General features: G+C 71.7%; 9 protein-coding genes. 5 read left to right on the forward strand and 4 right to left on the reverse strand.

Annotated elements, in window-relative coordinates; genetic code table 11:
• Positions 1–91 precede the first annotated feature (91 nt).
• Complete coding sequence (gene pruA / locus WMF46_RS24300) at positions 92–1,732, forward strand: L-glutamate gamma-semialdehyde dehydrogenase (RefSeq protein ID WP_437979140.1); 1,641 nt, start codon at positions 92–94, stop codon at positions 1,730–1,732.
• A gap of 40 nt (positions 1,733–1,772) precedes the next feature.
• Here the strand turns inward: pruA and WMF46_RS24305 are convergent, their stop codons facing one another.
• Complete coding sequence (locus tag WMF46_RS24305; protein WP_437987766.1) at positions 1,773–2,048, reverse strand: hypothetical protein; 276 nt, start codon at positions 2,046–2,048, stop codon at positions 1,773–1,775.
• Between the two features lie 444 nt (positions 2,049–2,492).
• On the opposite strand from WMF46_RS24305, the gene WMF46_RS24310 reads away from it, so the two are divergent.
• A complete protein-coding gene (locus tag WMF46_RS24310; protein WP_437987767.1) occupies positions 2,493–4,010 on the forward strand; it encodes a hypothetical protein in 1,518 nt (505 codons plus the stop codon).
• 42 nt (positions 4,011–4,052) lie between these two features.
• Positions 4,053–6,200: a M3 family metallopeptidase gene (locus WMF46_RS24315; RefSeq protein ID WP_437987768.1), complete on the forward strand. Its 2,148-nt coding sequence runs from the start codon at positions 4,053–4,055 to the stop codon at positions 6,198–6,200.
• Positions 6,201–6,210: 10 nt separating this feature from the next.
• Here WMF46_RS24315 and WMF46_RS24320 read toward each other — a convergent pair whose 3' ends face one another.
• Positions 6,211–9,012 (reverse strand): tetratricopeptide repeat protein, encoded by a 2,802-nt coding sequence (locus WMF46_RS24320; protein ID WP_437987769.1) that lies wholly within the window; start codon positions 9,010–9,012, stop codon positions 6,211–6,213.
• A 247-nt stretch (positions 9,013–9,259) separates the two neighbouring features.
• Between WMF46_RS24320 and WMF46_RS24325 the strand changes: the two genes are divergently transcribed.
• Positions 9,260–9,466 (forward strand): hypothetical protein, encoded by a 207-nt coding sequence (locus tag WMF46_RS24325; RefSeq protein WP_437987770.1) that lies wholly within the window; start codon positions 9,260–9,262, stop codon positions 9,464–9,466.
• Positions 9,467–9,480: 14 nt separating this feature from the next.
• On the opposite strand, the gene WMF46_RS24330 is transcribed toward WMF46_RS24325, so the two are convergent.
• Positions 9,481–10,824 (reverse strand): serine/threonine-protein kinase, encoded by a 1,344-nt coding sequence (locus WMF46_RS24330; protein ID WP_437987771.1) that lies wholly within the window; start codon positions 10,822–10,824, stop codon positions 9,481–9,483.
• On the reverse strand, positions 10,821–12,044 hold the full coding sequence (locus WMF46_RS24335; RefSeq protein WP_437987772.1) for an FHA domain-containing protein: 1,224 nt from the start codon (positions 12,042–12,044) through the stop codon (positions 10,821–10,823). Before WMF46_RS24335 ends, WMF46_RS24330 begins: the two co-directional genes overlap by 4 nt.
• A gap of 105 nt (positions 12,045–12,149) precedes the next feature.
• On the opposite strand from WMF46_RS24335, the gene pilB reads away from it, so the two are divergent.
• Complete coding sequence (pilB, locus tag WMF46_RS24340; RefSeq protein WP_437987773.1) at positions 12,150–13,850, forward strand: type IV-A pilus assembly ATPase PilB; 1,701 nt, start codon at positions 12,150–12,152, stop codon at positions 13,848–13,850.

The raw sequence follows: 13,850 nt of genomic DNA on the forward strand, positions 1-13,850 counted from the left end.
GCTCTCCTCCGCGGCCATCTGGCTCACGCCGCGGCGGAGAGCAGCGGCGCCGGAGCCTGCGCGCCCTCGGCTCCGCCGCTAGACTCGCGTCATGATCGACGCCATCGCCACGCCCCCGAGCCCCCTGAACGAGCCCGTCCTCACGTACGCGCCTGGCAGCCCGGAGCGCGCGGCCCTCAAGGCGGAGCTCGACCGCCGGGCGCGGGAGACGATCGAGATCCCGATGGTCATCGACGGGGAGGCGCTCCGGACCGGCGCGCTCGACGAGGTCCGCGCGCCGCACCGGCGCGACCTCCTCCTCGCCCGCGCCCATCAAGGTGGCGCCGAGCACGTCGCGCGCGCGATCGAGGCCGCCCGGCGGGCGCACCCGGCCTGGTCGAGGACGCCGTGGACCGAGCGCGCCGCCGTGTTCCTCAAGGCGGCCGAGCTGCTCGCGACCCGGTACCGCCCCACGCTCAACGCGGCGACGATGCTCGGGCAGAGCAAGACGGCGTACCAGGCGGAGATCGACTCGGCGTGCGAGCTCATCGACTTCTTCCGCTACAACGTCCACTTCGCGCACCGGATCGCCGCGGAGCAGCCGGCGAGCGCGCCCGGCATCTGGAACCTCGCGGAGCCTCGCCCGCTGGAGGGCTTCGTGTTCGCGGCGACGCCGTTCAACTTCACCGCGATCGCGGGCAACCTGTGCGCGGCCCCGGCGCTGATGGGCAACACGGTGGTCTGGAAGCCGTCCGCGAACGCGCTGTACTCGGCGCACTTCGTGATGGAGCTGTTGATCGAGGCGGGCCTCCCGCGCGGCGTCATCAACCTCGTCATGGGCCCGCCCGAGCTCGTCTCGAACGCGTGCCTCGATCATCCGGACTTCGCCGGCATCCACTTCACCGGCTCGACCGCGGTCTTCCAGTCGATCTGGCGCCGCATCGGGGAGAACATCGGGCGCTACCGCAGCTATCCGCGGATCGTGGGCGAGACCGGCGGGAAGGACTTCGTCTTCGCGCACGCGAGCGCCGACGTCGACGCGCTCGCCGTGGCGCTCGTCCGGGGCGCCTACGAGTTCCAGGGGCAGAAGTGCTCGGCCGCGTCGCGCGCGTACATCCCCCGCTCGCTCTGGCCGGCCCTCAAGGACCGGCTCGTGGGCCACATCCGGGCGATCCGCGTGGGGGACGTCGCCGACTTCCGCAACTTCATGGGCGCGGTGATCGACGAGCGAGCGCACGCCCGGCTCACGGGGCGGATCGCCGCGGCGAAGTCGGACGCGGCGTGCTCGATCGTGTGCGGCGGCGGCGCGCGCGCGCACGACGGGAGCGACGGCTGGTTCGTCGAGCCGACGCTGATCGAGACCACGGATCCGCGCCACCCGCTGATGGCCGAGGAGCTGTTCGGGCCGGTGCTCACGGTCTGGGTCTACCCCGACGGCGAGGAGCACAGGGCGCTCGCGCTCTGCGACGAGACGTCGCCGTATGGCCTGACCGGCGCCGTGTTCGCGCGGGATCGGGCGTTCATCGAGGCGGCGAGCGACGCGCTCCGCTTCGCCGCGGGCAATTTCTACATCAACGACAAGCCGACCGGCGCCGTCGTCGGGCAGCAGCCGTTCGGCGGCGCGCGCGCCTCCGGCACGAACGACAAGGCGGGCAGCCTGTTCAACCTGCTCCGCTGGGTCTCCCCGCGGGTCGTGAAGGAGACGTTCGCCCCGCCGCGCGCGGTCGCCTATCCGTTCATGGCGGCCGAGTAGGACGCGCGCCCCGCGCCGGAGAGGCGGCGGGCCTCGTCGATCAATCCTCCGGCGAGTAGTCGCAGACGCCACCCGCGAGATCGGCGCAGGACCGGTCCTCCTCCTCGTAACACTCGGCCGTGCGCTCCATGGCCGTGGCATAGGACGCGCGGTCGGACAGATCGAGGCACAGCGCGACGCACGTGTCCTTTCCAGGGCTGTCGGTCTGGCACTCGGCGTTCTTGGTGCAGACCACCTCGCACGCGTCGATGTCCGACGAGCATCCAGGGGTGGGAGCGAGGAGCAGCAGGGCGAGGATGAGCGCGGGACGGAGCATGGCGAAAGTTCCAGCGGCCATCGGAGCATGCGGCCGAGCCGGCGGCGAGAGGTGAGCAGGGGGCGGCCGCGCGGCGCCGGCTCGACCCGGCTCCAGATCCCGGCTGGAAGCGCGCGCCCCTGGAGGCGAATCGAGCCGGTGAGCCCGCCGGCGAACTCCGTGTTCCGCCCAAGTCGTTAAGCGCACCAACGGAGATCGGATTTCTTCTCAGGGTGTCAGGCCCGGAGCCATTGCCCTCCGACGCGCCAACCACCGAGCTCTACAGGCCGATCCGACCTCGGCCATTCGGCTGTGGAGCAGCACCCGGCCATTACGTATGCTCCAGATCTCCGCCCGTCAAAAGCGTGCGCTCCCATGGCGCGCAGGACGAGCAGAAGCGTAGGTGTATATTTCCCACGCCGCTACACTGGGAGTCGCTGTGGGATAGCAAACGTTGGAGGTGCCATGAGGTCGATGCATTTTCTGGGTTTCTTCGTGCTCAGCACGATCGCGGCGACCGCCGCAGGCTGCGGCGGAGACGACGAGGGCGACGGAGGCGGCGGGGGCGAGGGAGGAGCCGGGGGCACCACGACGTCCTCCGCGACCACCGGCCCCACCGCCGGCAGCACCTCCACGGGCTCAGGCGAGGTGGACGACGGGAACGACAGCCCCGAAGAAGCGGAGCCGATCCAACCCGAGGACGGTTGGCTCGAGGGGACGCTCGAGCCGCTGGACGAGGACGCTGACTACTACAGCTTCACCGGAGGCAAGGGGCAGCCGGTGTACATCCTGAGCGACGCGAGGCCGCCGGATGACGAGAGGGATCCGACATACCCGGATACCGTCATCACGCTGCTCGACGCCGATGGGAACCAGCTCGCGCAGAACGACGACCCGGCCCGGGGCTTCACCAATGACAGCGAGCTGCTCACCGTCCTGCCAGCAGACGGCGAGTACGTCATCGTCGTCCAGGATTGCAACGCCGCCTTCCCGCAGTTCGCCTTCCCGAACGGCTGCTTCGACCCCGCCGAGGTCGTGAGCTTCGACTACGGGGTGGCGCTCCTCCCGCTCGATGTGGCGGAGAGCGATACCGACAGCCTCATCAGCGACACCGAGCCCAACAATGACGCCGAGCAGGCCGTGCAGCTGCACTATGAGCTGAACAACGACGAGTCGGGCTACTTCACCACCTTCGCGTTCGGCAATTTCGAGAGCGCGACCGACGTCGACGTGTATTCGTTCACCCCGCCGGAGACCCCCGCGGTCGACAACGTCATCCTCGCCCAGCTGATCGCCGACCAGCCGACAGGGATCGAGGGCAACGGCTCGACGGTGAACGTCAGCGAGATCGCCGTGTTCGCTTCGACCGATCTGACCAACGCGTACGCGAAGGTGGATCCGACGAAGGGCGGCGATATCGCCCTCCCGGTGGAAGCCGGGCAAGAGTACTTCGTCTTCGTCAAGCGCCCTGCGGGAGAGGTAGGAAAGAACGACTTCTACATCCTGCTGCACAACCGCACGAGCTCCGATCCCCTCGAGGCCGAGGAGGAGACCAACGGTGTCGTGGAGACGCCGGAAGGCGGCCTTGTCTCCTTCGCCAACGGGGGAGGCGGCGTCAGCTACGCGATCGAGGGCCAGCTCGCCGACGGAGAGACCGCCGACGTCGACATCTATGCGGTCCCCCTCGACGACGTGGAAGAGGGCTGGACGTTCTCGGTCGTCTGCGAAGCGCAGCGCAACGGGTCTGGGGTCCGCGAGCTCAGCGCCGAGGTGCTGAACGGAGACGGCACATCGATCGACGCCGCCACCTACTCGGCCACGGAGACCGAGAACGAAAACTTGTACGTCGAGCGGGTCACGATCCCGGAGGCCCCAGCGGACAACCGGCTGCTCGTCAGGGTATCGGCCGGGACGCCCGCCGCCGACGTGACGAGCCGAGGATACAATTGCCTCTTCGCCTACCTGCCGCCGGAGACCGAGTGACGGTCTGAAGCACCTCGCTCCCCGTGGTATAGCCCGACCGACATGAAGGTCGGCACCACACCCACGCGCTCCGGGCTCCTCTCACTTCTCCTGCTCGTCGCCTGCAACGCTGGCACCCAGATCGGTGGGGTCTCCTCGCCGGCCACGGCCGGCAGCGCCGCGCCGCAGGCGGCGACGTCGACCCCGGCGACGACCGCGCCGTCCTTGACGCCGACGCGCGCCGAGTTCGATCCCGTGGCGCAGGGGCTCACCGTGGAGGGCGTGAAGCAGCTCTGCGACGAGCACCTGCGCGCCGCGGAGGGGCACCTCGCCGCGATCAGGGCGCTCCGAGGCGCGCCGCCGGAGAAGCTCACCTACGCCGCGACGCTCGGGCGGTTCGACGACGCAGCGCTCGAGGTGAACAGCGCGGGCGAGTTCCCGTACCTGATGGGGGTCGCGCACCCGGACGCGGCGGTGCGAGAGGCCGCGAGGCTCTGCGAGCCGAAGGTCGACAGGTTCACGACCGCGATGTGGCTGGACGCCGATCTCGCCGCCGTCATCGAGGCGTACGCCGAGAAAGGCGACGCGCGTGAGACGTTGAACGGTGAGCGCGCCCGGCTGCTCTCCGATGTCCTCCGCGACTTCCGCCGCAACGGCCTGTCGCTGCCGGTAGACCGACAGCAGCGCCTCCGCGACGTGAACGAGCAGATCACCCGTATCGGGCAGGAGTTCATGTCGAACCTGTCCGCGTCGACCGCATCGATCGAGATCGCGCCCGCGTCCCTCCAGGGGCTGCCCAAGGAGTACGTGGCGAAGCACGCGCCCAAGGCGAACGGCAAGGTCGAGATCACCACCGACTACCCCGACTTCTTCCCGTTCGTCACCTACGCCAAGGACCGCAAGGCCGCGCTCAATCTCTACGTCCTGTTCACCAACCGCGGCGGCGAGAAGAACGTGAAGCTCGTCGAGCGCCTCCTCGTGCTCCGCTCCGAGAAGGCCAAGATGCTCGGCTACAAGAGCTGGGCGGACTACGCCATCGAGCCGCGGATGGCCAGGACGAGCGGCGCCGTGCGCGGCTTCCTCGACCAGGTCAGGACCGCGCTGAAAGAGCCCGCCAAGGCCGAGTTCGCCGCGCTGATGAAGGAGCACGTGCGGCTCGGAGGCAAGCCGACCGACAAGCTCCCCCCCTCCGATCGCTACTTCCTCGAGGATCGGGTCCGCGCGTCCACGTACCAGTTCGACTCGCAGGCGCTCTCGGATTACCTCGAGCTCGGCGCGGTGAAGCAGGGGCTCATGGACATCACCGCGAAGATGTACGCCCTCGAGTACAAGGAGGTCCCCGCGAAGGCGTGGCACCCCGACGTGACCGCGTACGAGGTGCGCTCCGAGGGCAAGCTGATCGGCAAGTTTTACCTCGACCTCTACAGCAGGCCCGACAAGTACAAACACGCGGCGATGTTCACCGTGCGGACGGCGAAGCTGCTCGACGACGGGTCGTGGCAGAGCCCCGTCGCGGCGCTCGAGTGCAACTTCCCGAAGCCGGGGGCGCAGCCGGCGCTGATGTCCCACGAGGACGTGGTGACGTTCTTCCACGAGTTCGGGCACGTGCTGCACCACCTCCTGACGCGCTCGGAGCTGGCGTCCTATTCAGGGACCGCGACGGTGCGCGACTTCGTCGAGGCGCCGAGCCAGATGTTCGAGGAGTGGGCGTGGTCGCGCGAGGTGCTCGATCTGTTCGCGAAGCACCACGCGACCGGCGAGAAGATCCCGGACGCCCTCTTCCAGGCGATGACCCGCGCGCGAGGCTTCGGTCGAGCGCTCGCGACGCAGCGGCAGCTCACCCTCGCGTCGATCGATCTGGAGCTCCACACCCGTGATCCGGGCTTCGACGCGACCGTGGTCGTGGAGCAGGCGCAGCGCGCGAACGAGTCCTTCGCCTTCGTGAAGGGGACGCACCTGCAGTCGAGCTTCGGGCACCTCATCACCTACGACGCGGGCTACTACGGCTACCAGTGGGCGCTGTCGCTCTCGCGCGACGTGCTCACCCGCTTCAAGCAGGAAGGCCTGCTGAACCCCGCCGTCGCGCGCGCGTTCCGCGACGAGGTGCTCGCAAAGGGCGGCGGCGTCGAGGCGGGAGCGCTCGTCACCCGCTTCCTCGGCCGCCCGCCGAGCCACGACGCGTACCTCGCTTACCTCCGGGGCAAGGAGTGAACGGGCAGCTTCAGGGCTCGATCGCGACGCCGAGCTCCTCGCGCAAGGCGTGGTAGGCGTCCGAGACCGTGAACGAGAGGAGATCGCCGATCTTCTCCTCGGCCGTCAGCACGCCCGGCGCGTCTCCCCTCGAGAGCGACGACGCCGCCACCGAGAGATCGCTGGTCAGCAGATAGCCGACCCGGGCAGCGCACCGCTCGACCGATCCCACCCAGTGCGCGAGATCGAGCGGCGCGCGGATCTCGTAGAGCTCGAACACCGCGGCCTCCAGGGCGTCACGCTCGCTCTCCGTCAGGTGCTCGTCGAGGAGGGGCACCAGCGCGAGCACCGCGCCCTCGAGGTCGGCGGGGACGAGCTCCGACGGCCGCGCCACCTTGACGGCCGCCGCCAGGCAGACGCCGAGCTCCTCTAGCGACGGGAAATGGAGCAGCAGCCGGTGCGGGCCGACGTGGTACGCGACGTGGCTGCCCACCAGGAACGCGAGCTCGGCCGCCGTCCTCCCGCGGAGCGCCTCGCCGCCGACGAGGATGCTCGGCTCCTCGACCGGCACCGCGGCGACCGCGATCGGCGCGTCCTTGCGGAGGTAGACCGCCGGCGCGGCGATCCCGAGACACCGGCTCGCCCACGAGAAGAGGCGAACCACGCCGGCCGCGTTCCGCTCCGCGTCGGAGCGCGCGGCCGGATCGAGCTGGGGAACCCGCTTTTCCCGCACGCGCTGGGCGAAGCGCGCGCGGATCGCCGCGCCGGCGACCGACGCGAGGACCTCCTCGAGCGCGCGATCGCGATCGCCCGCGCGCAGGAGGTCCCACGTCGCGACGCTCAGCCCGCGCGCAGGCTGGACGAGGCCCGCCGGGCGGTGCTCCTCGAAGATGAAGCGCTCCCGCTCCTCGGCCGCGCCGAGGTAGACAGCCACGCTCGCGGCGGACCACGCCTGGTCGACCCGCCTCAGCTTCTGGAACGTGTCGAACAGGTCGTGAAACACCTGGACGTTGCCGGGATCGAGCACCGCGGCGGCCTGGAGGTGCGCGGCGGCGCGCTCGAGCCGGCCGGCGGTCCGCGCGAGCGACGCCGCGCTGAGCCGCCCCGGGACATCGTCCGGTCGCTCGTCCACCGCGCCCTCGAACGCCTCCAGCGCGGAGCTGGGATCCTCGAGGTGATCGCGGAAGAGCATGCCGAGGCGGCGGCAGAGCTCCCAGGTGACGTCGCTCCGGACGCGCAGGTCGGCGATGCGCTGCGCCCGCTCGAGCATCCGCCGGTACGCGAGCTCGAGCTCGCCCCATTCCTGCCGCGCCGAGAGGAGGATCGCGATGAGGGAGAGCGGATCGAGGAACGTGGGATCTGCGTCCAGCGCGCGCTCGAGCAGCTCGATCCCGTCCCGCTCCCGCGTGACCTCGGTCAAGGTCGCGCGGGCCTCGCCCTGCATCGCGGTGCGCGCGAGCTCCAGGAGCGCGACCGCCCGCTCCCTGGGCTCCTCCATCCGCTCGATGAGGCAGCGGCGCGCCTCGATCGACGCATCGACGTCGCCCGCTGCCTGGTAGAGCCGGCCCAGGCCGCGCAAGACCGCGGGGTCGTCGGGGCGGAGCTCCCGCGCCCGCTCGAGGAGCTCCAGCGCGCGCGCCGGCTCCCCGGCGATGCTCTCCCAGCGCTCTGCGAACTGGACGAGAAACCCGAAGCGATCGCCGTCCCCCTCGACGCGCGTGAGCAGCCGCTCCTCCGCGATGCGCAGCCGGACGAAATCGCGCCCGGTGAGGTGGAGCTCGACCAGTGCCTCGAGCGCGGGCCGGTGCTCCGGCGCGAGCGCGAGCGCCTTGTCGAAGCTCTCGATCGCCTCGCGGTGCCGCTCCTGGCGCCACCTGGTCTGGGCGATGCGCAGATGCACCTCCGCGCGGGCGTCCCGGTGCGCGACGCCGACGAGCGCGAGCGCCTTCTTGTACGCGGTGAGCGCGCCCTCCAGGTCCGCGGCGGTGGCGAGCATGTCGCCAGCCGCGAGGTACTGCGCGACCGGATCGTCCGGCGCCGGCGCCGGCGTGGTGGCGGCGTCCCGCTCGTCCGCGACGACCAGCTGCGCTGCCTCGGGCCTCTCCGCCGGGGGCGCGCCCGGGGCGCCGCCGCGCGGGACGAGCACCGAGAAGGAGCCCCGCCCGCCCGTCCGCGCGAAGCACGGGATGGCGCTGGCGAGCTCGGCGTTCCCCTCCACGCGGCGGAAGATCGCCTCCGCGGTGAGGCCGCGCTCCGGCTCGGCCTCGTCGAGGTGCTCGACGAAGGCGCGGGTGAGCACCGACGGCAGATCCGCGTCGAGCGAGCCGATCGGGTGGGCCGCGACGAGGAGCTCGACCCCCGTCACGGAAGACGCCACCGCCTGCTCCGCGGCGGCGACGACGGCGCGCGAGGTCGCCCCGGGGCCGTGATGGCACTCGAGGACGAAGAGCACCTCGCCGCGCGCGCGATCGCGGAACACCGAGGCGATGTCGCCCAGCGCGTCGCCCACGCCGGGGTTCTCGGGGTCGAGGCAGAGGAAGAGCTCCCCGTCCGGCGACAGCGCGACCGCGCTGGAGGCGTAGAAGAGGAACAGGGTGGATGCGTCGTCGCGCGCGGCGTCCTCCGCGTCGACCAGGGTCCTCCGCGTCGCAACGACCTCGTCGAACAGCGCGTCGAGCTGCTCCGCGAGATCCCGGGCGGGATCGACGTCGATCACCCGGAAGCCCGCGTCGTCCAGCGAGAGGCGAGCCCGGATGAGATCTCCGTCGAGCGAGCCGGGCGCCGGCCGCTGATCGCGGTGCAGGCTGGGCGTGGCGACGACGGCCAAGCGCATCAGGGCGCCCTCTTCTCGTTGCGTACGCGCATGCAGGCGAGCAATCTACCCAGGGCCGCGCCCGAAGCGAAGCGGGTTGCCACGCTGCGCCGCACCACGCCGCAGCGTGAGGTCCCCCGCACGAGAGATCAGCCGGCAGAGAACAGGCATGAGCGAAGGCAGGCGTCGTTGGTGGACGGAAGTACCCCGCAGCGCACGGGCAGCTCGCGCCGCGTCAGCTGCGTCAATTGCGCTCGGGGTCGCCCTCGTGTCCGGCTGCGGGGGCGTGTGCGACGAGGCGACGGAGCACACCGAGGAGTGCGGCTTCCACGGCAGCGGCATCTCCGCCGAGGCGTCGTGCGACGGCCGGGTCCGGTGCGCGTCCGCGTGCGCGGCGGAGGCTCCCTGCGGCGCGTTCGATGGCACCGACGCGGCCGCGTTCGATCGGTACCAGCGCTGCCTCGAAGCTTGCTGAGCCCGCCGCGGCGCTCAGCGGGCGGCCCGGACGAGCGCGGCGCCGTCCGGCGGCCGGTCGTCGTCCGGGCCGAGGCACAGCAGCGACAGCTCCTTCCAGGGAGCGAGCCCCTCGCCGCCGAGCGGACCGAGGTGGACGATGACGTCCTCGAGAACGCGGCCAAAGCCGTAGACGTCATCGCGCGGATCGCTCGCCCGCCCGGCGAGCCGCTCCGGTGAGACGTACCCTGGGCTGCCGCCGGCGGACGGCGCGCCACGCGGCCTGGCCAGCCCGAAGTCGGTGAGCACGGGCTCGCCGAGGTTGCGCAGGAGCACGTTGGCCGGCTTCACGTCCGCGTGGACGTAACCGCGCTCATGGATTCGGGCGAGCGCGCGCGCGAGCGGACGCGCCCACCGCGCGATCGGCGCGAGCGCCGCCGCGTCGCCGGCGCGGAGCACGTCCCTCACCGACCCCCGCGCGATCCACTCGAGCGCGATCCACCCCTCCTCGGGGTCCGCGTCGAAGACCCGCACGACGCCGGGGCCCCCGAGCGCCACGGCGAGCCGCACCTCGCGGGTGAGGTGCGCCCGGTCGCCGCCCCGCCCGTGGTAGACCTTGAACCCGATGCGCCGGCCGAGCACCTCGTCCTCGGCCTCGTAAACCGCGCCGGCGCCGCCGCGCGCCACCTCCCGGAGCAGGCGGAACGGGCTCTTGCCCGCCGAGGGCGCGACCACGGTCACATCCTCCAGCCGGGCGACCGCGGCGGGCCGATCCGCGCCGAGCGCCGCCCGCCAGCGCTGGTGGCGCTCGCGCGCGCCTGGCGCGCCGATCTCCCGGACGAGCACCCGCTCGATCGCGCCGACCGCGCGCGGGAGCTGCCCCAGCGAGGCGTAGAGATCGGCCGCGAGGACGAGGCCGTCGGTCGAGGACACCGGCTGGGCGCGCGACGCGGCGCCGCGCTCGCGCGACGCGGCGCCCTCCAGCACGGCGAGCGCGCCGCGCTCGTCGCCCCGGGCCGCGAGCAGATCCGCGCAGGCCACGCGGATCGGATCGGGCAGGACCCGCTCCTCCATCGCCGCGACGAGGTGCGCCACGGCCTCGGCCTCCCGGAGCGTCCCGCGCGCCCGCCGGAGCACGGCGATGACCTCGTCCGTCGAGGGCCCCTCCCGCGTGCCGGAGCTCCGCAGGCGCGCGATGTCGTCGCCTCCGCCTTCACGCGACGCGCGCGCGTGCGCCTGCGGCCGCTCCGCTCGCGCAGGATGCGCGCTGCCCCCGACGTCCGCCCCGCCCGGCCCGGCGCCGCCGCGCGCGTCCGCCGGCGCACCGCCGTCCGCCGCGGCGCCGCCGAGGCGCTCCTTGAGCCGCCGCCACAAGCTCACGCCGCGCCGCCCTCGGCGCCGCCGCGCCGGATCGATGGAGCCTCGCCCGCGGGGGGTAGCCGGAAGACCGCCGTCCCCCCGCGCGCCGAGGCGATCGCGTCGCCCGCGCACAGCTCGACCGACGGCGCGAGCTGGTAGTCGCCGAGGAACGGCGGCGGCGCCCCCGGCGGCGTCTTCAGCGCGACGAACGCCGAGGCCCCAGCCCGATCGACGCGGATCCGCCAGGGGCCGACCGGCAGATCGCCGAGCGGCGCCGTGAAGCGATCGCCCGCGATCTCCACCACGCACCCCTCCCCCGTCCCCGGCGCGATCGCGCACGGCACCTCCCCGCCCAGCAGGAGCTGCACACCGCGGCCGACGGGCAGCGGCCCCGTGAGCCGCGCGCCCGCCAGCGTCGTGCCGTTGCGCGTCCCGAGATCCTCGACCTCGACGCCAGACGGGCCGCGCCGGATCCGCACGTGCGTCCTGCTGACGGCGCGGGACGCGACGACGATGGTCGCCTCGCCGCGGCCGATCGTGACCTCGTCGCCGAGCGCGCACCGCAGGAGCGCGCCGCCGAGCTCGAGCGAGAGGATCGGCCCCGCGAGGAGCCGCGCGCGGATCGCGCGCAGGGCGTCGGCCACCTGCTCGCCGCCGCGGTTCCCCGCGATCCAGGCCTCGGCCACCGCGATCGCCTCGCGGCGCTCCGCCATCCGGTCGAGATCCGCGATCGACCGCAGGACCGCGGCGAGCTCTCGCTGGTCCCTCTCGACGGTCATCGAGGAGCGGAGCCGCTCCTCGAGCCGCTCGATCGCGCCCGCCGCGGCCAGCACCCGCGTCTCCGACTCGGTGTCGCCCACCAGGGCGTACGCGTCGGCCGCGCGCTCGAGCTCGCCCGCCTCCTCGAGCTCGCGCGCGACGGCCAGCGCCTCGCTCCGCATCACGCTCGCGCCCCGCGCGCGCACCAGGTCGAACGCGAGCAGCGCCTTGCGCCCGAGCGCCGAGCGCTTGAGCTCCGGGCTCTCCGCCATGCGGGACGCCGACGCGCAGAAGGCGATCCGCTTCTCGACGCTGCGCTCGGCGTCCGCCCGGAGGAGGAGGACCCGGGCCGCGTCGTCCGGCATACCGGCGTCGAGGTACAGCTCGACCGCCCCCGCGAGATCGCCGGCGAGCTCCTTGGCCTCGGCCGCCCTGCGTCGGCTGTCGCCCCGCCTGAGCCCGAACCACTCAAAGAGACTCACGCAGCGCCATCCTCGCCACCATCCGACATCCTACCCTTGATGCGCGCCGGCCCCAACCGCCAGCGTTGACTCCCTCCCTCGTCACCCGCAGGATTTGCGGCCTCGATGTCGACAACGAACCGCCTCGGCGAACTGCTCGTCCGCGAAAAGCTCATCAGCCTCCAGCAGCTCAGGCAAGCCCAAGAGGAGCAGCGCAAGACAGGTCAGAACCTCGGGTACGCGCTCGCCAAGCTCGGGTACGTCTCCGACGGCGAAATCACGAGCTTCCTCTCGACGCAGTACCGCGTCCCGGCCGTCGCCCTCGACGAGTACGAGATCGACGCGGAGGTCTCGCGCCTCGTCTCGCGGGACGTCTGCGAGAAGCACAAGATCATCCCCATCTCCAGGTCGGGGACGGCGCTCGTCGTGGCGATGGCCGATCCGACGAACCTCCACGCGATCGACGACATCAAGTTCCTCACGGGCTTCAACGTCGAGCCCGTCGTCGCGTCCGAGACCGGCATCACGGAGGCGATCGAGCGCGCCTACAACGTCGGGCCCTCCTACGACGAGGTGCTGAGCGAGTTCGGGGAGGAGGAGGTCGGCTTCCAGGTCGAGGCCGACGACGTGAACGTCCTCGAGCTGGAGAAGGCCGCCGAGGGCGCGCCCGTGGTCCGGCTCGTCAACGCGATCCTCCTGAACGCCATCAAGAAGGGCGCGAGCGACATCCACGTCGAGCCGTACGAGAAGAAGCTCCGGGTGCGCTACCGCATCGACGGCGTGCTGATGGAGGAGATGCAGCCGCCGATCAAGCTGAAGAACGCGATCTCGAGCCGCCTCAAGATCATGAGCTCGCTCGACATCGCCGAGCGGAGGCTCCCGCAGGACGGCCGCATCAAGCTGAAGATGGGCAGGGGCCGGGAGATGGACTTCCGCGTCTCGGTGCTCCCGACGCTCTGGGGCGAGAAGATCGTCCTCCGCCTCCTCGACAAGTCGAACCTGCAGCTCGACATGGTGAAGCTCGGCTTCGATCCGAAGCCGCTCGCGGACTTCAAGTGGGCGATCGGCCAGCCGTGGGGCATGGTCCTCGTCACCGGTCCGACCGGCTCCGGCAAGACGACGACGCTCTACTCGGCGCTCTCGGAGCTCAACCAGATCGGCTCGAACATCAGCACCGCCGAGGACCCTGTCGAGTACAACCTGCACGGCATCAACCAGGTGCAGATGCACGACGACATCGGGCTGAACTTCGCGATGTCGCTGCGGTCGTTCCTCCGGCAGGACCCGGACATCATCATGGTCGGCGAGATCCGCGACTTCGAGACGGCCGAGATCGCCGTCAAGGCCGCGCTCACCGGCCACCTCGTGCTCTCGACGCTGCACACGAACGACGCGCCGTCGACGATCTCGCGCCTCCTCAACATGGGCGTGGAGCCGTTCCTCATCACCGCCAGCGTGAACCTCGTGCTGGCCCAGCGCCTCGCGCGCAAGATCTGCTCCGACTGCCGCGTCCCGCTGAAGGTCGACGCGAATGTGCTCCTCGACTTCGGCTTCACCGAGCAGCAGGTGGCGCGCGCGGAGCTCGTCCGCGGCGCGGGCTGCAAGACCTGCAACGGCTCGGGCTACAAGGGCCGCGTCGCGCTCTACGAGGTCATGCGCTTCACCGACGCGCTGAAGGAGATGGTCCTCCAGGGCGCGTCCACGGCCGAGCTCAAGGCCGCCGCGATCAAGGGCGGGATGCTGACCCTCCGGATGAGCGGGATCGAGAAGGTGCTCGCGGGCGTCACCACGACCGAGGAGGTCGGCCGCGTGACGATGGGGGACTGA

It is taken from the genome of Sorangium sp. So ce117, from assembly GCF_051524395.1.
GTDB lineage: Bacteria > Myxococcota_A > Polyangia > Polyangiales > Polyangiaceae > Sorangium > Sorangium cellulosum_B.

Excerpts from the sequence above, each read along its gene's own strand:
- pruA (WP_437979140.1), top strand. The coding sequence starts at position 92 with ATGATCGACGCCATCGCCACGCCCCCGAGCCCCCTGAACGAGCCCGTC.
- WMF46_RS24305 (WP_437987766.1), bottom strand. The coding sequence starts at position 2,048 with ATGCTCCGTCCCGCGCTCATCCTCGCCCTGCTGCTCCTCGCTCCCACC.
- WMF46_RS24310 (WP_437987767.1), top strand. The coding sequence starts at position 2,493 with ATGAGGTCGATGCATTTTCTGGGTTTCTTCGTGCTCAGCACGATCGCG.
- WMF46_RS24315 (WP_437987768.1), top strand. The coding sequence starts at position 4,053 with ATGAAGGTCGGCACCACACCCACGCGCTCCGGGCTCCTCTCACTTCTC.
- WMF46_RS24320 (WP_437987769.1), bottom strand. The coding sequence starts at position 9,012 with ATGCGCTTGGCCGTCGTCGCCACGCCCAGCCTGCACCGCGATCAGCGG.
- pilB (WP_437987773.1), top strand. The coding sequence starts at position 12,150 with ATGTCGACAACGAACCGCCTCGGCGAACTGCTCGTCCGCGAAAAGCTC.